Source organism: Sphingomonas sp. (assembly GCF_050725575.1).
In the GTDB taxonomy this organism is placed as follows: Bacteria; Pseudomonadota; Alphaproteobacteria; order Sphingomonadales; family Sphingomonadaceae; genus Sphingomonas.
Genome location: NZ_JBOHHW010000070.1, coordinates 1 through 20,408, shown reverse-complemented (window position 1 = coordinate 20,408; position 20,408 = coordinate 1). Strand labels below are relative to the sequence as shown.

Genomic DNA, 20,408 nt, shown 5'->3' with positions numbered 1-20,408 from the left:
GGTGTGCACTCTCCTACCTGGTCGCCGCGCGCTGGGCGCCCGGCGCGCAATTCTGGATCGCGCTGGTACAGCACGGATTGTCGCTGATCCTGATCGTCCATGCGATCATGATCGCGTTCCTCGAACGCGGCGACGATTTGATCGAGAAACGCCGCCGGCTGCGCTTCGGCTTTGTCGTGCTGGTCGGCAGCATCGCCTTCATCGTGCTGGTGCTCGAAATGCTGTCGGGCTTCCGCTATTCCGGTCTCGGCATCGCGCTTGGCCAGTCGATCGCCATTCTTATCGCCACCACCGCCGTCGCCGTGGCGTTTCTGCAAAGCGATCCCGAATTGCTGTTCGATCCGGCCGAACCGGCGCCCGAACCCAAGCTCAGCCCGTCCGAACATGTGCTGAAGCGCAAGCTGGACGCGGCGATCGCCGGGGCGGTTCACCGCGAACCGGGCCTGTCGATCGGCGGTCTGGCGGAACGACTCGGCACGCCCGAACACCGGCTGCGCAGCCTGATCAACCAGCGGCTTGGCTATCGCAATTTCTCGGCCTTTCTGAACCATCACCGCATCGCCGAGGCAAAGGCGCTGCTGGCCGACCCGGCCCATGTCGACTTGCCGATCCTGACCATTGCGATGGATCTGGGATATGGTTCGCTCGCGCCGTTCAACCGCGCTTTCCGCCAGGAAACCGGCCAGGCGCCAAGCAATTTTCGCCGCGCAGCGATCGTAGATAATTGAAAAATGCCGATTGATTTCGAAATCAATCGAGGATTTTCGAGCGCGCGCAGCCGCGCCTGACAGAATGGCATAGCGCCGACCGGGAGGATCTTGCCCGACGGAGCTCCATGATGATCGAAACCCTGATCGAGATAATATGGACGTTTGCCACTCACTGGTTTTCCGGCTTTCAGGAGGAATTGATCCGCTATCTGGTCGCGGCGGCCGGCGTGACGGCGATCCTCTGGCTTGCCCGGCGCTCGATCGCGTCGCGCCGCATCCAGCAGCGCATGGCGACGATGGCGGACCGACGGCGGGAAATCTTCCAGTCGATCCGTACCGTCGCAATCTTTCCCTTTGTCGGGCTGCTTACCGTCGGCGCGGTTGCCCTTGGACTGGGCCGGGTCGATTTCGGCCCGCCAGATCCGCTGATCCTGATCATCCAGGTCATCGTGATCATCCTGGCGCACGACACCTATTTCTACTGGATGCACCGCATGCTGCATCTGCGCGCCATGTTCCGCCGCGCGCATGCCGCGCATCACAGCTCGCGCACGCCGACCAGCTGGGCGGCCTATTCCTTCGCACCGATCGAATCCGTCACCGAGGCGCTGTTCGGACCGATCATCCTGATCGCCATGTCGTGGATCGTGCCGATCTATCCGATCGCCGGCCTGTTCTTCGCCGGGCACCAGATGATCCGCAACGTGCTTGGCCATTCGGGCCATGAACTGGCGTGGAGCGGGTTCACGCGCAGCCGCTGGACCGGATGGCTCACCACCACCACGCACCACGACCTCCATCACAGCGAGGGGCGGTATAATTTCGGGATCTACTTCACCTGGTGGGACCGGATGATGGGCACCGAGCATCCGCGCTATCACGAGAAGTTCGAAGCCGTGGTGAGCCGGGGCAAGACGTCGACCGACCCGGTCACGGCATAAGCGGAAAACTGGGTGGGGGCCCATTACAAGGGGAAGATCAGGAGTAGAAATGACGAAACGGGCGCGACGCACTCACGCTCCTGGGTTCAAGGCGATGGTAGCCCTGGCGGCGCTGAAAGGAGAGAAGACGCGGGCCGAACTGGCGCAGCTTTACGATGTTCACGTCAACCAGATCACCAGCTGGAAAGAGCAGTTGCTGGGCGGAGCGGCCGGGGTTTTCGCCGGCGGCCCGCCCCAGCGGGACAAGTCCTGAGTCGATGAAGCGGGCGCCGAAGACCGACTTCTTGCCCGTGCCGCCCGGCAGGCCAGGCCTGCCGGGCGCACCGCGGCGATAGATCGTCCTCAGGGAGCGCACGCTGCACCCTACCCCATGGTCGGGATGACGAAAGCATTCCCGCCGTCAGGCGATCCATCGGGCCAGCGCTGCGTGATGGTCTTGACCTTGGTCCAGAACTTCACGCCCTCCATGCCATGCTGGTTGGTGTCGCCGAACGCGGAACGCTTCCATCCGCCGAATGTGTGATAGGCGACCGGCACCGGGATCGGCACGTTGATGCCGACCATGCCGACATTGACGCGCGAGGCGAATTCGCGCGCGGCATGACCGTTGCGGGTGAAGATCGCGACGCCATTGCCGTACTGATGCTCGCTCGGCAGGCGCACGGCATGTTCGAAATCATCGGCGCGGACGATCTGCAGCACCGGCCCGAAAATCTCCTCCTTGTACGATTCCATCTGCGGCGTGACGTGATCGAACAGGCTCGGGCCGATGAAGAAGCCCTTCTCATGCCCCTGAAGCTCGAAACCGCGCCCATCGACGACCAGTTCGGCGCCCTCGTCGACGCCGGTCTGGATCCAGTTCTCGACCCGCTGCTTGTGCGCCGCGTTGACCACCGGGCCGTAATGCGCGTCGCTGTCGGTCGAGACGCCGATGCGCAGCGCGGCGATCGCGGGGATCAGCTTTTCACGCAGCGCGATCGCGGTCTTCTCGCCGACCGGCACCACCACCGGCAGCGCCATGCACCGCTCGCCCGCGCTGCCGAAGGCCGCGCCCGACAGATCGGCGACGACCTGGTCGAGATCGGCGTCGGGCATCACGATGCCATGATTCTTGGCCCCGCCCATCGCCTGGACGCGCTTGCCCGCCGCGACGCCGCGCTTGTAGACATAATGCGCGATGTCGGATGAGCCGACAAAGCTGACCGCGCTGATCGCGGGATGGTCGAGGATCGCATCGACCATTTCCTTGTCGCCATGAACGACCTGCAGAATGCCCTCAGGCAGCCCGGCCTCGATGAACAGTTCGGCGAGCCGCACCGGCACTGACGGGTCGCGCTCGGACGGCTTGAGGATGAAGGCGTTGCCGGTCGCGATGGCGACGCCGCTCATCCATAGCGGGATCATGCCGGGGAAGTTGAACGGGGTGATGCCCGCGCCGATGCCAAGCGGCTGGCGCATCGAATAGACGTCGATGCCCGGGCCGGCGCCCTGGGTATACTCACCCTTCAGCACATGCGGGATGCCGCAGCAGAATTCGATCACTTCCAGGCCGCGCTGGATATCGCCCTTGGCGTCGGCAATGACCTTGCCATGTTCGGAGCTGAGCAGATGCGCCAGCTCCTCCATATTCTGTTCGACCAGCGCCTTGAAATTGAACATCACGCGGGCGCGGCGCTGCGGATTGGTCGCGGCCCAGCCCGGCTGCGCCGCCTGCGCCGCGGCGATGGCGCGGTCGAGATCGGCCTGGGTGCCGAGCGCGACCTGCGCCTGGACCTGGCCGGTATTGGGATCGAAAACCTCGCCGCTGCGTGCTGCACCGCCGCCTGAATGGCCGACAATGAAATGGTCGATCTGCCGCATGTCGATTTCTCCGGAGGGCGGCGACCGACAGCGGCTGCCGCAATTCGTTGCAGCGCCTATCCCACTAGGCATTTCTGCCGACAAGAGCCTATATTCGCCGCCTTGATGTGCATTTTTGCAGGGGTCGATGCGAAACTGGGATGATCTGAGGATATTCGTCGCGGTGGCGCGGGCGCAGCGCCTCGCGCCGGCGGCACGGACGCTGGGGGTTGATGTGACCACTGTGTCGCGTCGCCTTGCCCGGCTCGAGGGCGAGGTCGGCGCGCCTTTATTCGAGATGCTTGGGGGCGAGCGCCGGCTGAGCGAAGCGGGCCAGGCGTTGCTTGCCCATGCCGAGACGATCGAGGCGGCGGTGATCGCGGTGACCGCTGGCGACCCCAACAGCGCACTGGCGGGGCATGTCCGCCTCAGCCTTGCCGAAGGGCTGGCGACTCATGTCGTCGCGCCGGGCATGGCGGCGTTCAGCGCCGGCCATCCCAATATCCGGCTCGACCTGATCACGGCGTCGGGCTTCCTCAATCCGTCGAAGCGCGAGGCCGATATCGCAGTGATGCTGGCGCGGCCGCGCAATCGTCATCTGCGCGCGGCTAAACTGGCCGATTATCAGCTCGGGCTCTTCGCGACCCAGGCCTATCTCGACGAGCGGGGCATCCCGGACAATGCGGCGGCGCTCGAAGGCCATACGCTGATCAGTTACGTGCCCGAACATATCCATGCGGTGGAGCTGGATTATCTGTCGGAGATCCATGACGGGCTGGTCGCGCAAGTGCGCAGCACCAGCATCAATGTGCAGCATGCGATGATCCGGTCGGGCGCCGGGATCGGCATCCTGCCCAATTTCATCGCCACGCGCGATCGATCGCTGGTGCCGGTCCTGCCCGGGGTGGCACTCGGGCGCAGCTTCTGGCTGGTGACGCATGAAGACACCCATGCGACGCCGCGCATCCAGGCCGTGATCGAATGGCTGCGCAGCGTTGCGGCAGCGGTCAGCTAAAGCGGCTTCGAACTCACCTGAGCCACGTTCCGCGCTCGCCCGAGATCAGCAATATATCGCTAACTGACTGATATGTAATAATATTATTGGTGTCCCATATCTCTTGATTACCGGTGTCCCATATCTCTCAGCTACGACGCCGAGGCGGCTGCCTGACACAATCCGGTGTCCCATATCTCTCGGCGCTCCGGCCGGGGCGCTGTCTGACACATTCGGTGTCCCATATCTCCCGCAGCCCTGTCATTGAGCCGGATGGTCTAGCGGCCGACCGTCACCAGCAAGGGCGGGCCATCGGGCGTGTCGACCCAGCGCGCCTCGACACCGAACACCGCGCGGATCGCCTCGGGGGTCAGCGTTGCCGCGACCGGCCCGAACCCGGCCATCAACCCGTCCTTCAGCAGCAGCACGTCATCCGCCGCCCGCGCCGCCAGGCCAAGGTCGTGGAGCACGATCGCCACCCCTGCCCCGGCATTCGCGGCTTCGCGCAGCCGGTCGAGAATATCGATCTGATGCGCCGGATCGAGGCTTGCCAGCGGCTCGTCAGCGAGCAGCCAGCGCGGCTCACCCGCCAGCACGCGGGCCAGCAGCACCCGGGCGCGCTCGCCCCCGGACAGCTCCTGGATCGGACGATCGGCGAAATGGAGCGTTTCGGTCGCCGCCATCGCATGCATGATCGCATCGAAATCCTGCGGTCCCGGCGCGGCATAGGGCGTGCGATGCGGCAAGCGGCCCAGCGCGACGATATCGGCGGCGGTGATGTTCCAGTGCACCGCGGCATCCTGCGGCAGATAGCCGATCAGCCGCGCCCGCTCGCGCGGATCGAACGCGGCAACGTCGCGGCCATCGAGCCGGACAGCGCCACGCGCGAGCGGGATCAGCGCGGCCGCCGCCTTGACCAGGCTGCTCTTGCCCGCGCCATTGGGGCCAAGGATCGCAGTGATGCGGCCGGGGCGAAGCGTGGCGGTGATATCGTCCAGCACGGTCCGGCCCGACAAGGTGACGGCAAGCGCTTCGACACTCAGCTCCATGCCAGCCTCCGTCCCCTGAACAACAGGGCGAGGAAGAACGGCCCGCCGATCAGCGCCATAGCCACACCCAGGCGCAACTCGCCGGCGCCGGGGATCAGGCGGCACAGGCTGTCGGCAATCAGCACCAGCGCCGCACCGCCCAGCATGCTCGGCAGCAGCAGCGCGCCCGGCCTGTGCCCGAACAGCGGGCGCAGCAGGTGCGGCACGACCAGCCCGACAAAGCCGACCACGCCGGTCACCGCGACGCTGGCGCCGATGGTCAGGCCAGTGCCGAGCACGACCAGCGCCTGAAGCCAGCCAAGCCGCACACCAAGCGAGCGCGCCGCAGCCTCACCCAGGGTCAGCGCATCGAGCGAGCGGCCAGTGAGCAGCAGCAGTACCGCGCCCGCCGCCATGAACGGCACCGCCAGCCGCACATCGTCAAGGCTGCGATCGGTCAGCGCACCCATCAGCCATTCGATCACTTCGGCGACCGCATAGGGATTGGGCGCGATCGAAATGAGGAACGCGGTCAGCGCCCCGGCAAGGCTCGCCAGCACCGTGCCGGCGAGAATGAAGGTCACCGCATTCGCCTGGCGCCAGGTCAGCGCGGCGAGCAGCAGCATCGATCCGGCCGCGCCGAGCATCGCACAGGCGAACACGATCAGCGGGCTGATCGCGATGCCGGACACGATCGCCGCGACCGCACCGAGCGCCGCACTCGACGACACACCGACCACCCCGGGATCGGCCAGCGGGTTCCGGAGATAGCCCTGCAACACCGCACCCGAGAGGCCAAGCACCGCGCCGATCGCCAGGCCAAGCACGGCGCGCGGCAAGCGCAGCTCGACGATGATCGCCCAGCGCGGGTCAGCGGAGAACCAGGCGGACATGGGGATCCACGCCTTGCCGGCAACCAGCGACAGCCCGAATGCCAGAACGACCAGCAACGCAAGCAGGAAAAGCCTGAGCTTCATGACAGCGAGCGCCGGATCTTCGCCAGCTCGGCCAGTGCCGGGATGATCGTCGGGCCGCCGCAATTGACCAGGTTGCGCGGGAACGCGACCTCAGTGGTGTTGGCCCCGGTACGCGCGAGAACCCGGCGGCGCAGCGCAGCGGTGCGCGCGGTCGCGTCGGGCGTCATGATCACGCGCGGCGGCTTGGCGATGATGGTTTCGATCGGCAGGCTGCCGGTCGAGGCAAGGCCATAATCGGCCGCGGCGTCGCGGAAACCGGCATGGGTGAGCAATTGGTCGAGCAATGTCCCCGATCCATTGACCAGGTCCCCGGCGATGAACAGCAAGGCCGCCGGGCGCTTGCCGTCCTTCGGTGTCGCCGCCTGCGCTGCCGCGTCGATCCGCGCATTGAGCGCCCTGCCCCTGGCCTGGGCGCCCACAGCGGCGGCGACCTGTTCGATCTGCACCTTGCTCGCGGCGACGGTAACGGGCGAGTCCATCACCAGCGTCTTCAGCCCGGCCCGTTCATAGGCTGCGCGCGTGGCGAGCGGCGTGAAGCTGCTGGTCAGCACCAGCGAGGGACGCAGCGCGATCACTTCCTCGGCCGTCCCCGCCGTGGCCGGGAACCGGCGCGCCACATCGACGGCGATCGAGCTTGCCGCCGGGTTATGCGAATATTGGCTGATCGCGGTGATGCGCGCCGGATCGACCAGCTCGATCAGGATCGCATCGGCGCAGGGATTGGTCGAAACGATTCCCCCCCCTGCCCCACCGCCCGCACCGTCACGCGCCGGTGCGGTGCACCCGGCGAGCAACAGCGCGAGCGGCAGGAATGCCCTCATCAGTCGAACTTCACCCGCACGCCGCCATAGGCGGCGCGGCCATAGGTGCCGTAACCGCGCACGACCTCATATTTCTCGTCGAACAGATTATCGACGCGGCCATAGATTTCGAAGCGATCGGCGACCGCGATCGAGGCGCGAAGACCGGCCAGGACATAGCCGTCGAGTCGGCTGAAATTCCCGGCATCGTCATAGCTGTCGCCGACATGGCTGACCGTCGCGCCCGCCGACAGGCCGAACGGGAAGCGGTAGTCGATCGAGGCGCTGACCGTCTGATGCGGGCGGCGGGCAAGGTCCTTGCCGAAATTGCTGCCCGGCGAGCGGTTCTCGCTATCAATATAGCTGTAGTTCGCCGTGAAGGTCAGCGCATCGACCGGCCGCAGCGCGAGTTCGAATTCGACGCCCTCGGCCCGCGTGCGAGCAATATTCTGATAAGTGAAGGTACCGAGATCGAAATCAATCTGGTTCTTCGTATCACGGTTGAAATAGGTCACGCCAACGCGCGCCGCGCCCGACAGGAAGGATTGTTCGACGCCCACATCATAGTTGCGGGCCGTTTCAGGCCGCAGCGCATCGCGCGCTGGAACGCCGGGAGTGACCGGGCCGGGCGTACCATAAGGGCCATAGAGCTGGTACAGAGTCGGTGCCTTGAAACCCTCGCCATAGCTCGCGCGCAGCGTCGTACCGGTATCAAGCGCCAGCGCGGCGCTGGCGCCGAAGGTGGTCCGGTTGCCATAGGCCTTATGGTCGTCGTTCCGCACGCCGCCGGTGATCGTCAGCTGCTGCACCGGTGTAACGATCAGTTCGCCGTAAAAGCTCGTGACCCCGGTGCTGTAGCGCGAGGAGGCATCGGCATAACGGCTATTCTCATGCTCCGCGCCGGCAACCACGCGCACCTGGTCTATGACGCGGAAATCGCCCTGATACTCGTAGCGTTCGGTACGGCCGCGCCCGATAAAGGATGGCGCGGTGCCGAACGCCGGATCGTAATTGTCGCGATCGACATCAGCGATGGTGAAGGCGACGCGGTTCTTCAACCGATCGTCGAGCAGATTCACATGCACGCCGGCATAGCCATAGAGCTCCCGCGCGGTGGAATATTCGTCGGTGTCGGCCAGGGTGTAGTTCGGCGCGGGGAAGCCGTCGAGATCGGTGCGGCTGTTCGCATAATAGCCGCGCAGGTCGAGGCCGATGCCGGGGGTAAATTCGACACCGACCCGTGCTGTTGCGCCATATTGGCGATAGCCGTCACGCTCATTGCCATTGGCGGCGACCGAAATACCATCGGTGCGGACATAGCCGCCCGTCAGCGAGCCCGAGAAGATGCCGCTCTTGCCCGAAATCGCAGCATTGGCGCTGACGCTGTCGGCATAGCCATATTCGGCATTGGCGCGTGCCTGCAGCCCCTCAGTCGGCCGTGCAGTGATGATGTTGACGACACCGCCGATCGCCTGACTGCCCCAGGGAACCGAGTTGGGTCCGCGCAGCACCTCGATCCGGTCGATCGATCCGGCAAAAAGATTGCCGAAATCGAACGCGCCGGCGGGCGATGAAGGATCGTTGACGCGAACGCCGTCGATGATGGTCAGCGTCTGCGCATCCTCCGCGCCGCGAATGCGCACCGCAGTGACAGTGCCGATGCCGCCGTTGCGCGACACGGTGACGCCCGGCGTGGTGGCGAGCAGATCGGAGACGCTGACGGTCTGACGACGCTCGATGTCGGCGCGCGTGATGACCGTGACGGCCTGACCGACCTGGTCGATCGGCTGCGCAACGCCCGTCGCGGTGACGACGATCTCTTCGCTCTTCGCTTCGGCAATCGCGATGCTGTCATCGCTCGGCGCGGCGTCCTTTGCCATGACCGGCGTCGCCGCGAACAGCGCCGCACCGGTCAGCAAGATCTTACGGTAGTCAAACATGGTATGCCCCTTTGCATGGGGCCAGGTACCGAATGCCAGGAACGACATCCGGCCAATGGCCCGATTCCATGTCGTTCGCTCAAAGGTGTCCCCGTTCGGGGTTTCGCCCTCGTCCGCACCGGAACTCCCGCCCGCGCAGTGGATCGACCGTGTCGGGCAGGTCTCCTGACTTCCGGGTCTTCGCATGATGCCCCGCCTTCCCGGGTCCGATCGACCCAGTGGCATTTGGGGGCACCGGCTCGCCGGTTACAGTTGCGGGAACAGCGTCGGATTGGCGGCCTCTCGCCCGCGCACCGAACTTCCCTTTTGCTTCCCGTCTCCGGGAACCCGTCACGACGCGGCCCCTACGCCGCTCGTCGCCGATGTGCAACCAAGCGCCGCGATCCACGTTAGTAAATTTGCAGGAAAGGAAGGGGATAAGGAGCCATTCGCAGCTCATTTCCTTGAAGGAACTGGTCGTGAGAACGTTTGAATTGAAGCATTTGCCACCTCAGCCGCCCCAGGATGTGGGACGGACCATGGCGCCCGGCGCCGGCCTCGTGGTCGCCGCCATCATTTCGATCCTGCTTTGGGTCGCGATCGGCGGAATTATCGCCGCGCTCTGATACCGGAATCACAAATCTGACTCATCGCCCCTCCTCTCCAGGAGAAGGGCGAAGAGATACATTCTCATCAATAGGATCAGACAGGAGCCCCCGATAAACGGCGGTAGGTCCGATCAAACGTCATCCGATGCTGGATTTTCACGCCGGCAACAGGGAAATTCGGTACATCGGCGGCCCTGCTATCCATTTCATGGATAGCAGAACGCGATTCCTATCAATGCCATTTATACCAGGAATCGCTGTGCTACGTGCTAACCCGTTGCCATACCATGATAATCATGAGATTTGGGACGATTGACAGCCTGCCTCCCTCGCCCCGCGCCGGAATATGGCACAATGGGGTGTCCCATATCTCGCCGCCCCCTTCTTCCCGGCCCTATTGCCGGCGACGATTCACCCCTCATGCAAAGTCGGGCATGTCATCGCTTGCCGGCGGATACCGGCGCGTTCTCGCCCCCTTTCTGGAAAGGGTTGAAGAACCAGGTCGCCATCAATGGGGGTGGGTATGAGTGCCGGAACGGCTTGCGGCAGACCTCGTCCCTCCGCTCGAGGCGAACGGAGGGACGAGACGCCCCTTCAGCCCATCATTGCTTCAGCTCGCCAGCAAGGTCGCATTGCCCCCGGCCGCCGTCGTATCGACGCACAGCGTCCGCTCGGTCGCGAAGCGCGGGAGATAATGCGGACCGCCCGCCTTGGGTCCCGTTCCCGACAACCCTTCGCCGCCGAACGGCTGGCTGCCGACCACCGCGCCGATCTGGTTGCGGTTGACATAGATATTACCGACCCGGGCCCGGGCGACGATCCGCTCGATCGTCGTGTCGATGCGGCTGTGCACGCCAAGCGTCAGGCCGAAGCCGGTCGCATTGATCGCGTCAATCACCGCATCCAGATCCTCGGCGGCAAAGCGCACGACATGAAGCAGCGGACCGAAATGCTCCTGCGAGAGCGCCGAGATGCCCGGGATGGTGAAGGCGGCGGGTGCGACGAAATCGCCCTGCCCGGCCGGCAGATCCAGCTGACAAACGGCGGCGGCGCTCAGTTCGTTACTATGCTTCTGCAGCGACGCGCGCGCCGCAGCGTCGATCACCGGGCCGACATCGGTCGACAGCTTGCGCGGATCGCCGATGGTCAGCGCCTGCATCGCGCCGGAAATCATCTCGAGCACGCCGTCGGCGATATCGTCCTGCAGGTACAGCACGCGCAGCGCCGAGCAGCGCTGGCCGGCGCTCTGGAAAGCGGATTGCACCACGTCGCGCGTGACCTGTTCGGGCAGCGCCGAGCTGTCGACGATCATCGCATTCTGCCCGCCGGTTTCGGCGATCAGCGGTACGATCGGGCCAGTGCGCTGCGCCAGCGTCAGGTTGATCGAGCGCGCGGTATTGGTCGATCCGGTGAACACCACGCCGCCAATGCCGGGATGAGCGACCAGTGCCGCACCGACCTTACCGTCGCCGGGCAGGAGATTGAGCACATTGGCCGGAATGCCCGCTTGGTGCAGCAGTTCGACCGCGCGTGCCGCGATCAGCGGGGTCTGGCCGGCCGGCTTGGCGACCACGCTGTTGCCCGCCGCAAGCGCGGCGGCAATCTGGCCGGTGAAAATGGCAAGCGGGAAATTCCACGGGCTGATCGCCGCAATGACGCCACGGCCATGCAGCGTCAGCGTGTTGGACTCGCCGGTCGGACCGGGCAGCGGCTCGGCCGGGCCGAACTGACGCCGTGCCTCGACCGCATAATAGCGCAAGAAATCGACCGCTTCGCGCAATTCGAGGATCGCATCGGGCACCGTCTTCCCCGCTTCGCGCACACACAGCGAGAGAAGCTCGTCAGTGTGCTTTTCGTAGAGATTGGCGGCCGCCTCCAGCACCTCGGCCCGGATGTCGACACCGGCTGCGTCCCAGTCGGGTTGCGCGGCATGGCCGAGCGTCACAGCCTGAGCGACCGCTTCCGGCGTCGCCTCGATCACATGACCAACAGTGATGCTGCGGTCGAACGGCGCAGTCACTGGAGTCTTGCTGCCCTTCAACGTCTTGCCGCCGATGATCGGCGCAGCAACTGGATGCGCCACCTCCAGCGCGGCGAGACGCGCCATCAACGGTACGCGAACCAGCGGATCGGACAGGTCGATCCCCGCCGAGTTCAGCCGCTCGGGCGCGAACAGCTCGCTCGGCAATGGAATGCGCGGATTGCGGCGGACATCGAGCGCCGCGGTCGCGGCGACCGGGTCGGCGATGATCGCCTCGACCGGCTGATCGGCATCGGCGAGGCGATTGACGAACGAGGCATTGGCGCCGTTTTCGAGCAGGCGGCGTACGAGGTAGGCGAGCAATTCCTTATGCCCGCCGACCGGCGCGTAAATGCGCACGGCGGTGGGCGCGTCACCCTCCCCTTCGCGCAACACGTCGTACAATTCCTCGCCCATACCGTGGAGGCGCTGGAATTCGAATGTCCGGCCGGCGGCCATTGCCTTGACCGCCGCGACCGTCGCCGCGTTGTGCGTGGCGAACCCCGAATAGATCGCATCGTCGGCCGCCAGCAGGCGGCGCGCGCAGGCCAGGTAGGACACATCGGTCGAGGCCTTGCGTGTGAACACGGGATAGTCGCTGAACCCGCCGACCTGCGTCGCCTTCACTTCGCTGTCCCAGTACGCCCCCTTGACCAGGCGGACCATCATCTTGCGCTGGTAACGGCGGGCCAGTGCGATGGTCCAGTCGACCATCGGCACGGCGCGCTTCTGATAGGCCTGGATGACGATCCCGAAGCCGCGCCAGCCGTTTGCGAACAGCGTGTCATCGGCAACGATCGTCTCGATCAGGTCCATCGACAGATCGAGCCGGTCGGCTTCCTCGGCATCGATCGCAAGGCAGATATCGGCCGCGCCGGCATCGGCGACCAGCTCGCGCAACCGCGGCAGCATTTCCGCCTTGATGCGGTCGACCTGCGCCCATTCGTAGCGTGGGTGCAGCGCGGACAATTTGACCGACACGCCGTCGACGCTCTCGACTTCGCCCCCTTTACCGCCTGTGCCGCCCCGCGCCTCGCCCACCGCCGTGATCGCGGTCTTGTAGGCGTTGAAATAGAAATCGGCATCGCCCTGCGTTCGCGCCGCTTCTCCCAGCATGTCGAAGCTGTGCGTCTCGACGCCCGATGCACCGCGCTTCAGTCCTTCGCCAATGGTGCGGCCGAACACGAAATGATGACCAAGGATGCGCATCCCTTCGAAGATCGCACGGCGGATCACCGGCTTGCCGAGCCGCGCTACCGCGCGCTTCGCGACCGCGGCCCAATCCTCGCCCTCGCTTGGGCTCACCACGCTGCCGGTGAGCATCAGGCCGAAGGTCGAGGCATTGACGAACAGCGACTGCGAGCGGCCAAGATTGGCGCTCCATTCCTTGCCGCCGATCTTGTCGGCGATCAGCCGGTCACGCGTCGCCGCATCGGGAATACGCAGCAGCGCCTCGGCCAGGCACATCAAGGCGATGCCTTCGTCGGTCGACAAGGCGAAGCTGTGCAACAGGCTGTCGACCGCATTGCCCTGCCCCTTCGCACGCACACCCTCGACCAGCCGGCGCGCGAGCACATCTGTCGCGGCGAGCTCGGCGGCCGGGATTTCCGTCTCGATCAGCCGCTGCGCGACGCAGGATTCTTCCTCCATCCGATAGGCGGCATGAACGGCGGCGCGGCTCAGGCCGGGAAGCGTGATCGAGGACATGGGCGGACCCTCCGTTTGAGACTGGCAATTTGAAACTGGTGATCGCCGCCTCTATCGCGGCACCAGCCAGAGGATAAAGTCTGTATATTCGCCTCTATATAGCTATATTACCTGTTAGATCGATCCTATGAAGGATAATTCACCATCAGCACGCTCACCAAACCCGATATCATCGACCGGCGCATCCTGGCAGCGTTGCAGGATGACGGCCGGATGTCGAACCTCGCGCTCGCCCGGCGCGTCGGCCTGACGCCGACACCGTGCCAGGAGCGGGTCAAGCGACTCGAGCGCGATGGATATATCACCGGCTATGCCGCACGGCTCGACCCAGTGCGGCTCGACCTTGGGCTATTGGTGTTCGTGCAGGTAACGCTCGATCGCACCACGACCGATGTGTTCGGGCGTTTCGCCGCGGCGATCCGATCCTTCGCGTCGGTCACCGAATGCCATATGGTCGCGGGCGGCTTCGACTATCTGCTCAAGATCCGCTGCCGCGACATGGCGGATTATCGCCGCATCCTTGGCGATGAACTGGGCTCGATCGACGGCATCGCCCAGACCCATACCTATGCGGTGATGGAGGAGATCAAGGCCGAGACCGCGCTGCCGGTCTGACCGCTTCAGCGCACCGGCGGAATGCGGCTCGCGACCATCTCGCCGCCGCGACGATCGATCGACCAGAGCAGGCGCGGCGCGGCCGCATCCCAGGCGATCGCCTGGCCCGGTGTCGGAATGGCGATGGTCGCCTTGTGGGTCAGCCGGCTGCCCGCCTCGGACAAGGCCAGGACATAGAGTTCGGGCCGGTCATGGCCGGTGACATAAAGCAGATCGTCCGTTCCCCAGGCGCCGCCTGACGAACTGTAGGGCGCGAACCGGTCGAGCACATCCTGCGGGAACAGCCAGGCGCCGGTTTCGCGGAAGGTCGCATCGAACCGCACCAATGTCGTGTAGCGATGGTCGCGTCCCGGCTCGCCGCCTTTCGCATCGTAATTGGCAAAGCACGCCCACCAGCTTCCCTTGTGCCAGTCGAGCCAGGTCAGCGAACCGCGGCCCGGGCCGAAGCTGTGGCTGCGCACATGGCGCATGTGACGCGTGTCGAACCATTCGACCGAGCTCGCCTGCGGCACATTGGGATAGTTGGACGCAGCACAGATGATCTCGGCCCGATTGAGCGCACAGCTGTTCATATGGATGAACAGAGCCGGGTCACCCTGCCAGCGGGCGATGCGTTTGCCGGTCCGGCGGTCATATTTGCCGATCTCGGCATTGGCGATCGCATAGACATGGGTGCGGTCGGCCACCACGCCCTGATGCGCCTCGGGCGCTGGCATGCGCCGGACTTCGGTAGCGGCGGGCAGGACTGCAGCCTGGAGCGCGAGGAGCAAGGTCGCCAGCATCAGAACTTGGCCGAGATGCCGGCATAGAAGGTCCGGCCATAGCGCTCGTTCTGAATGATCCAGTCCTTGTGCCCGCCTTGATATTGGCGCGTCGGCTCATCGGTCAGGTTCTGCGCTTCCGCAAACAGGCGGATCCCGTCGAACACCGCAAAGCTCGCCTTGGCATCGAGGCGGCGCAGATCGTCATTATACTGATCCTGGGACGAGACGTCGCCGGTCGAGAGCAGCGCATAGCCGGTGTTGTGATAAGCGATCGACGCCTCGACCGGGCCGCGCTGGTAGAAGAGTTCCGCGCCATAGAGGTATTTCGACTGGCTCGGAAAGGTCGAGGTGCGACCGGTTGGCAGGCGTAAGGTCGAATCGCTCAGCGTGGCGTTCAGCTGGATTCCGAAGCCGGACAGGATGCCCGGCAGGAACGTGAATTGCTGCTGGAATTGCGCCTCGATGCCGATGATGTCGCCCTTGTCGGCGTTGAGCGGCTGCGAGACCTTGAGCACGGGATAGAGGACGCCGTTATAGCTTGTATTGATCAGTGTTCTCGTCTCGCCGAAGATCGGGTTCCTGATCACCTTGGCGAACACGCCGATGCTCAACATGCCGCCCCGGGCGAAATACCATTCGCCGGTCGCATCGAAATTATCGGCGCGATAGGGCTTCAGGTCGGGATTCCCGAGTGAGAGCGTCGGGTTGGCGGCCACGGTCGTGTCGAGCGACCCGCCGGGTGACAGATTGGCATATTCGGGCCGGCCAAGGCTGCGCGAATAGGCCAAGCGAAACACCGTATCGTCGGAGGGGCGAATCCGCACCACCAGTGACGGCAGGAAATCGTCATAGCTGCGCGTCTGGCTGATCGGCGTGACCACCGTCGTGCCGGTGCGCAACTGGAAGCCGGTGATGTCGAGCCTGGTATGTTCGAAGCGCAGTCCCGGCGTCACGGTCACTGCACCGCGCGTCCAGTTGGCCATCGCATAGGCGGCACTGACATCCTCCGACAGCGAGAAGTCGCTGAGCGTTGCGTTGGCAAGCGAGGTTGCGGAATTATAAACGAAATACGGCCCGGACAGGTTGGCGTTGGTGAACGCCTGGATCGCCGCCGGATCGATCGTCGGGCTGTTCAGATAGCCATGATCCAGGTTCGAGCTGTCGGGATAGACATAGACATTCCCCCCAGCGAGATTGAACTGGCCAAGCGTAAAGCGCGTCGAGAGACTGCCGCCACGATCATAGACATCGTTATTGGCGTCGAAATCGCGATTGGTGCCGCGATATTTCACACCCGCCTTGATGAAATCCTCGCCGCCCAGGTCATAGGTCGCATCGAACTTACCCTGCCAGATGGTCTCGACGCCCTTCTGGTGCGAATAGGTATATTGCCGGAACTGCATCTGCGACGGGGCGCATTCCTTCTCCGGTGTGGCCGAATAGATTTCGTTGGTGAAATCGAAATTGACCTTGCCCGTGTTGCAGCGGAACTGCCAGATCGGAAACTGGTCGAGCACTTCGTTGCGGCTGCGCGACCCGACATAATCGAGCTTGAGCGCGCCGAGTTCGGTCGATCCGCCGATCATGCCGGTCAGCACGACCTTTGCCTTATAATCGAGCCGTAAATCCTCGCGCCGCTCCGGGCCCGACCCCGCCGCCCCGGTCGCGGCACTCGCGACGCCCGGTGTACTGCCGGTCAGGCCGTCGGGGTTGAGAGTGTAGGGCGTCAGCGTGAAATCGAGGCGATAGCGGCCACGCACCTCATCCTCGATGAACTTGCTGTAGACGCCGCGAATGAAGAAGGTCTGGGTGTCGCTGGGATGCCAGTCGAACGAACCGCTCGCACCAAGACGACGGCGGTCGAGTTGGTATTCGGTATATTTGATATTGTCCGGCACGCCGCCGCGCGCGGCGCCCGCCACCGGCTTCCAGTTATCGGGGTAGAAACCTTCGCTGACGAAATCGCGATTGGAATAGCTTGCACCGAGCACCAGGCCGAATTGCTCGTCTGCGCCGAAACGCGTGGCGACGCTCAGATCGCCCTGCACCGGCACCTTCTTGTTGAGCTGCTGATAGCCCGCCTTGGCGCTGCCCGCGATCGAGAAGCGGTCCTTGAAATCAAACGCCGTCTGCGTAACGAGGTTGATCGCACCGCCAACCCCCTGCCCGTCCATATCAGCGGTCTTGACCTTGGCCACCTCGACCCGGTTGAGTAGCTGACCCGACACGATATCGAGCGGAAGCGAACGGGTCGTGCCGTCGGGATTGCCGATCTCGATGCCGTTCAGCGTATAATTGTTGAGCGCCGACGGAACGCCGCGGATCGCAACATAGCGCCCCTCGCCCTGGTCATAGGTGACACCGACACCAGGCAAATGCTCGACCACCTCAGCAACGTTGCGATCGGGCAGGCGCCCAATCTCGTCGGCTGCGGCAACGTCCAATATGCCGATCGCATGGCGCTTCAGATCGATCGCCCGCTCCTGTTGTGCGCGCTGGCCCGTAACGACGATGTCCTCATCCGCCTGATCGGGCGTTGCTGCATCCTGCGCGCCGGCCGGACCGGCGGCGGTCCCGACAATCGCGACAGCGATTGCGGTGGTAGCGAAAATCCTGCGGCGCATCTGCGTATCCCCTTCGAGTTGAAGGGGCGCTAGCGTTGCTCGGCGACACTATGAGGAAAGAAAGGTTACATAATAAGGACAATTGAGCACCCGACAGGATGCGGATGATCGCTCAGGTGGCGATTTCCTCAGGCAGCAATTCGGTGTCGATCTGCGCCTGCATCGCCGCAGAATAGCGCCCGCCTGCAATGGCACCGGGAGCGAAAATCGCGTCGACCTCAGCCAGGGCTCTGGCATCGATATGCACATCCATGGTCGCGAGATTCTCCTCGAGATGCTGGATATTGCCGGTGCCAGGAATCGGCACGACATGGTCGCCACGCGACAAGACCCAGCCGAGCGACAATTGCGCCGGGGTACAACCAATGCGCGCGGCGATGGCATTGAAACGCTCGGCGAGTTTCAGATTGTGCGACAGATTGGGCTCGACGAAGCGCGGCATGGCGGCGCGGATATCATTCGTCGCATAGTCCCCGGTCGTGACCGCCCCAGCCAGGAAGCCCCGCGCTACAGGCGAGAAGGCGACCAACGCAATGCCGAGCTCGCGGCAAGTATCGAGCACCGCGACCTCCGGGTTCCGCACCCACGGCGAATATTCCGACTGTACCGCCGTGATCGGATGCACGGCGTGTGCGCGGCGAATCGTCGCTGCCGACATTTCGCTGAGGCCAAGTGCACCGATCTTGCCCGCCTCCTTCGCGCGAACCAGCGCGCCGACCGAGTCCTCGGCCGGCACGTTATGGTCGAGCCGGTGAAGATAATAGAGATCGATATGGTCGGTGCCGAGCCGCTGCAATGCGCCGTCGAGCGTATGCGCGATCGCCGCCGGGCTGCCGTCCAGCGTGCGCTTGCCCTCAACCATGTCGAGCACGCATTTGCTTGCCAGGGTGAACTCCGCCCGGCGGTGCATGACCGAGCCGCCGATCAGCCGCTCGCTCGCGCCCATGCCGTACAAAGCGGCAGTATCGAGAAAGCTGCAGCCGAGATCCAGCGCGCGGTTGAGCAGGCGGGCACCGTCCTCCGCGCTCGGCGGTGTGCCATAGGCATGGTTTAGGTTCATACAGCCAAGGCCGATGGCGGAGACCGTGAACGGCCCGACCTGTCGCGTGGGAAGCGTCATGATATGGTCTTTCGAAACGATGCCGGTCGGGCCCGAGCCCGGAACACCCGCTCCGTCGGCTACCCCATGACGAGGACGGGAAGCAACCGCGCCATCAGCTTGCGTCCGACATCCGAATCCTGGTCAAGCATGCCGCGCAGATGCGGTCCGATCACCGCGTCGCCGAACGCCGCAATTGCGATCAGCAGCACGATCGAGCGAATCCGCGCATCGGCCTCAGGATCGCTGGCATATTTCTCCTTCACCGCGGCGACCAGGTCGAGCACCGCCTGGCGGATCGGTTCGAGATGATCGACCTCGCGCGTCAGCACCAGCCATGCGGCGAGCTGGCCCGCTCCGCCCTCATCGAATGCGGCCCAAACCTGGTCGATCAAGATGCTCGGCGCCGCCGCATCGGTCCGCAAATGACTCACAGCATCGTCGAGTGCGCCTGCCAGATCGCGGATCATCGACCCCATCAGCGCGGTCTGCAGCCCGGCGGCCGATCCGAAATGATGGATCACATTGGTGTGCGACATCCCGATCTTCTTGCCGACCCCAGCCAGCGTGACCGCTGCTGGCCCCTCGCTGAGCAGCAACTCGCGGGCGGCAGTCAGTCCTTCGTTGCGCGCCTCGTCCGAATGACGTTTCCGCCGCTTCTCGCGTACCGGCGTGGCAGCCCTACCCAAACTCGCATCCTCCCCGAAATCAGCCTGATGGGCCGAGCTCTGCCCAAGTCTTACAATCAGGTTAAGGGATCGCCTCGGCTTTCACAAATGTTCATATGCCAGCTACAATAGCGCAACATCCCGATCGGGGACCCGGCCAAAGAGAGCCCCAGCGGATTAGCGATTTGTCTGGCGACCGACCTGACGACCATCTGTGCGCGGGGGTATCGCGCGGTCGTTCAGGGAGGGAATGGTGGGCGTGGCAAGGATTGAACTTGCGACCCCTGCGATGTCAACACAGTGCTCTACCACTGAGCTACACGCCCACGCGAGTTGCGCCCTCTAGCGAGGCTTTTCGCCCCGCGCAAGCGTTCAAAGACCGCCGGTGGCGCTTTCTTTCTCGAACATCCGGTCGACCTCCAGCACGAGATCGCGCAGATGGAACGGCTTGGACAGCACGCGCGCCTGCGGCATCTGCTTGCCAGCCTTGAGCGTGACCGCGGCAAAGCCGGTGATGAACATGACGCGCAGATCCGGAACCATCTCGCCCGCGCGCTGCGCGAGTTCGATACCGTCCATCTCCGGCATGACGATGTCGGTCAGCAACAGATCGAAATGCTCGTTCTCAAGCAAGGGAATCGCCGCGGTACCACGATCGACAGCGCTGACGGCATAGCCCGACCGCTCGAGCGCGCGCGTTAGATATTCGCGCATCACCCGGTCGTCCTCGGCCAGCAGAATCCTGATCATTTCGGTCCCACTCGTTTACCCACCCGATTTCAGAGGATCCTTCTTAGCCCAAAGCCCTTAAGAATTTCCAGCCTGCGGCGTGGATTGCGGTGCGAATGCCCCGCCTCTACGGTGATGGCGATGGCTATTGCCGCCCCGTCTTTCGATCTTCATGGTCCGCTTGAGCCGGCCAGTCCCATAATCCTGTCCGTACCGCACGCCGGGCGCGACTATCCGCAGGCGTTGCGCGCTGCGATCCGCGTGCCGCTGGCTGGGCTGCGGCCGCTCGAAGACCGCCACATCGATGCGGTAGCACTTGCGGCGCGAGGCAGCGAAACGATGTTGGTGCAGCGACGCGCCCGCGCC

Annotated in this window: 17 protein-coding genes, 1 tRNA gene, 1 pseudogene and 1 riboswitch; of the genes and pseudogenes, 7 read left to right on the top strand and 12 right to left on the bottom strand. The window is 64.4% G+C overall.

The features are described 5' to 3' along the window. The 3 genes and pseudogenes from ACRECS_RS25895 to ACRECS_RS25885 form a co-directional block, all read left to right on the top strand. Window positions 1–728: helix-turn-helix domain-containing protein (locus ACRECS_RS25895; RefSeq protein WP_431585854.1), on the top strand; the 728-nt coding region annotated here is incomplete at its 5' end. 110 nt (window positions 729–838) lie between these two features. Then, window positions 839–1,651 carry a sterol desaturase family protein gene (locus ACRECS_RS25890; RefSeq protein ID WP_431585853.1) on the top strand — a complete coding sequence of 271 codons (813 nt, stop codon included), beginning with the start codon at window positions 839–841 and terminating at the stop codon, window positions 1,649–1,651. A gap of 49 nt (window positions 1,652–1,700) precedes the next feature. After that, window positions 1,701–1,871, top strand: a pseudogene (locus ACRECS_RS25885) (transposase); the annotation flags it as partial. A 143-nt stretch (window positions 1,872–2,014) separates the two neighbouring features. Here ACRECS_RS25885 and ACRECS_RS25880 read toward each other — a convergent pair. Then, complete coding sequence (locus tag ACRECS_RS25880) at window positions 2,015–3,511, bottom strand: CoA-acylating methylmalonate-semialdehyde dehydrogenase (protein WP_431585852.1); 1,497 nt, start codon at window positions 3,509–3,511, stop codon at window positions 2,015–2,017. Between the two features lie 127 nt (window positions 3,512–3,638). Here ACRECS_RS25880 and ACRECS_RS25875 point away from each other — a divergent pair, with 127 nt between their 5' ends. Next, on the top strand, window positions 3,639–4,505 hold the full coding sequence (locus ACRECS_RS25875; protein WP_431585851.1) for a LysR family transcriptional regulator: 867 nt from the start codon (window positions 3,639–3,641) through the stop codon (window positions 4,503–4,505). A 257-nt stretch (window positions 4,506–4,762) separates the two neighbouring features. Here ACRECS_RS25875 and ACRECS_RS25870 read toward each other — a convergent pair whose 3' ends face one another. Genes ACRECS_RS25870 through ACRECS_RS25855 form a run of 4 tightly spaced genes read right to left on the bottom strand, consistent with a single transcriptional unit; the run spans window position 4,763 to window position 9,229 of the window. Beyond that, entirely contained in the window at window positions 4,763–5,533 is a 771-nt protein-coding gene (locus tag ACRECS_RS25870; protein ID WP_431585850.1) for an ABC transporter ATP-binding protein, read from the bottom strand. Further along, on the bottom strand, window positions 5,524–6,489 hold the full coding sequence (locus ACRECS_RS25865; protein WP_431585849.1) for a FecCD family ABC transporter permease: 966 nt from the start codon (window positions 6,487–6,489) through the stop codon (window positions 5,524–5,526). The genes ACRECS_RS25870 and ACRECS_RS25865 overlap by 10 nt, the downstream gene beginning before the upstream one ends. Next, window positions 6,486–7,310, bottom strand: a complete 825-nt coding sequence (locus ACRECS_RS25860; RefSeq protein ID WP_431585848.1) for an ABC transporter substrate-binding protein — start codon at window positions 7,308–7,310, stop codon at window positions 6,486–6,488. Before ACRECS_RS25860 ends, ACRECS_RS25865 begins: the two co-directional genes overlap by 4 nt. After that, complete coding sequence (locus tag ACRECS_RS25855) at window positions 7,310–9,229, bottom strand: TonB-dependent receptor plug domain-containing protein (protein ID WP_431585847.1); 1,920 nt, start codon at window positions 9,227–9,229, stop codon at window positions 7,310–7,312. Before ACRECS_RS25855 ends, ACRECS_RS25860 begins: the two co-directional genes overlap by 1 nt. A gap of 138 nt (window positions 9,230–9,367) precedes the next feature. Continuing rightward, a riboswitch (cobalamin riboswitch) is annotated at window positions 9,368–9,575 on the bottom strand. Window positions 9,576–9,687: 112 nt separating this feature from the next. On the opposite strand from ACRECS_RS25855, the gene ACRECS_RS25850 reads away from it, so the two are divergent. Next, on the top strand, window positions 9,688–9,834 hold the full coding sequence (locus tag ACRECS_RS25850; protein WP_431585846.1) for a hypothetical protein: 147 nt from the start codon (window positions 9,688–9,690) through the stop codon (window positions 9,832–9,834). A gap of 592 nt (window positions 9,835–10,426) precedes the next feature. Here ACRECS_RS25850 and putA read toward each other — a convergent pair. Beyond that, a complete protein-coding gene (putA, locus tag ACRECS_RS25845) occupies window positions 10,427–13,543 on the bottom strand; it encodes a bifunctional proline dehydrogenase/L-glutamate gamma-semialdehyde dehydrogenase PutA (protein ID WP_431585845.1) in 3,117 nt (1,038 codons plus the stop codon). A 144-nt stretch (window positions 13,544–13,687) separates the two neighbouring features. Here putA and ACRECS_RS25840 point away from each other — a divergent pair, with 144 nt between their 5' ends. Then, the gene (locus tag ACRECS_RS25840) at window positions 13,688–14,158 is read left to right on the top strand and encodes an Lrp/AsnC ligand binding domain-containing protein (RefSeq protein ID WP_431585855.1); all 471 of its coding nucleotides are present in this window, start codon (window positions 13,688–13,690) and stop codon (window positions 14,156–14,158) included. Between the two features lie 5 nt (window positions 14,159–14,163). On the opposite strand, the gene ACRECS_RS25835 is transcribed toward ACRECS_RS25840, so the two are convergent. From ACRECS_RS25835 to cpdR, 6 genes are all read right to left on the bottom strand, one after another. Then, the gene (locus ACRECS_RS25835; protein WP_431585844.1) at window positions 14,164–14,940 is read right to left on the bottom strand and encodes a hypothetical protein; all 777 of its coding nucleotides are present in this window, start codon (window positions 14,938–14,940) and stop codon (window positions 14,164–14,166) included. Further along, window positions 14,940–17,546: a TonB-dependent receptor gene (locus ACRECS_RS25830; protein WP_431585843.1), complete on the bottom strand. Its 2,607-nt coding sequence runs from the start codon at window positions 17,544–17,546 to the stop codon at window positions 14,940–14,942. The genes ACRECS_RS25835 and ACRECS_RS25830 overlap by 1 nt, the downstream gene beginning before the upstream one ends. A gap of 112 nt (window positions 17,547–17,658) precedes the next feature. Continuing rightward, window positions 17,659–18,666, bottom strand: coding sequence for an aldo/keto reductase (locus tag ACRECS_RS25825; RefSeq protein WP_431585842.1), 1,008 nt, complete (start codon window positions 18,664–18,666; stop codon window positions 17,659–17,661). Window positions 18,667–18,725: 59 nt separating this feature from the next. Continuing rightward, window positions 18,726–19,334 (bottom strand): TetR/AcrR family transcriptional regulator, encoded by a 609-nt coding sequence (locus tag ACRECS_RS25820; RefSeq protein WP_431585841.1) that lies wholly within the window; start codon window positions 19,332–19,334, stop codon window positions 18,726–18,728. A 230-nt stretch (window positions 19,335–19,564) separates the two neighbouring features. Beyond that, window positions 19,565–19,639, bottom strand: a tRNA-Val gene (locus ACRECS_RS25815). Window positions 19,640–19,685: 46 nt separating this feature from the next. Further along, window positions 19,686–20,063, bottom strand: a complete 378-nt coding sequence (gene cpdR, locus ACRECS_RS25810; RefSeq protein ID WP_034161550.1) for a cell cycle two-component system response regulator CpdR — start codon at window positions 20,061–20,063, stop codon at window positions 19,686–19,688. Window positions 20,064–20,183: 120 nt separating this feature from the next. On the opposite strand from cpdR, the gene ACRECS_RS25805 reads away from it, so the two are divergent. Beyond that, window positions 20,184–20,408: N-formylglutamate amidohydrolase (locus ACRECS_RS25805; protein WP_431585840.1), on the top strand; the 225-nt coding region annotated here is incomplete at its 3' end.

Coding starts and splice junctions, on each gene's coding strand:
- ACRECS_RS25890 (WP_431585853.1), top strand. CDS start 839: ATGATCGAAACCCTGATCGAGATAATATGGACGTTTGCCACTCACTGG.
- ACRECS_RS25880 (WP_431585852.1), bottom strand. CDS start 3,511: ATGCGGCAGATCGACCATTTCATTGTCGGCCATTCAGGCGGCGGTGCA.
- ACRECS_RS25875 (WP_431585851.1), top strand. CDS start 3,639: ATGCGAAACTGGGATGATCTGAGGATATTCGTCGCGGTGGCGCGGGCG.
- ACRECS_RS25870 (WP_431585850.1), bottom strand. CDS start 5,533: ATGGAGCTGAGTGTCGAAGCGCTTGCCGTCACCTTGTCGGGCCGGACC.
- ACRECS_RS25865 (WP_431585849.1), bottom strand. CDS start 6,489: ATGAAGCTCAGGCTTTTCCTGCTTGCGTTGCTGGTCGTTCTGGCATTC.
- ACRECS_RS25860 (WP_431585848.1), bottom strand. CDS start 7,310: ATGAGGGCATTCCTGCCGCTCGCGCTGTTGCTCGCCGGGTGCACCGCA.
- ACRECS_RS25855 (WP_431585847.1), bottom strand. CDS start 9,229: ATGTTTGACTACCGTAAGATCTTGCTGACCGGTGCGGCGCTGTTCGCG.
- putA (WP_431585845.1), bottom strand. CDS start 13,543: ATGTCCTCGATCACGCTTCCCGGCCTGAGCCGCGCCGCCGTTCATGCC.
- ACRECS_RS25835 (WP_431585844.1), bottom strand. CDS start 14,940: ATGCTGGCGACCTTGCTCCTCGCGCTCCAGGCTGCAGTCCTGCCCGCC.
- ACRECS_RS25830 (WP_431585843.1), bottom strand. CDS start 17,546: ATGCGCCGCAGGATTTTCGCTACCACCGCAATCGCTGTCGCGATTGTC.
- ACRECS_RS25825 (WP_431585842.1), bottom strand. CDS start 18,666: ATGACGCTTCCCACGCGACAGGTCGGGCCGTTCACGGTCTCCGCCATC.
- cpdR (WP_034161550.1), bottom strand. CDS start 20,063: ATGATCAGGATTCTGCTGGCCGAGGACGACCGGGTGATGCGCGAATAT.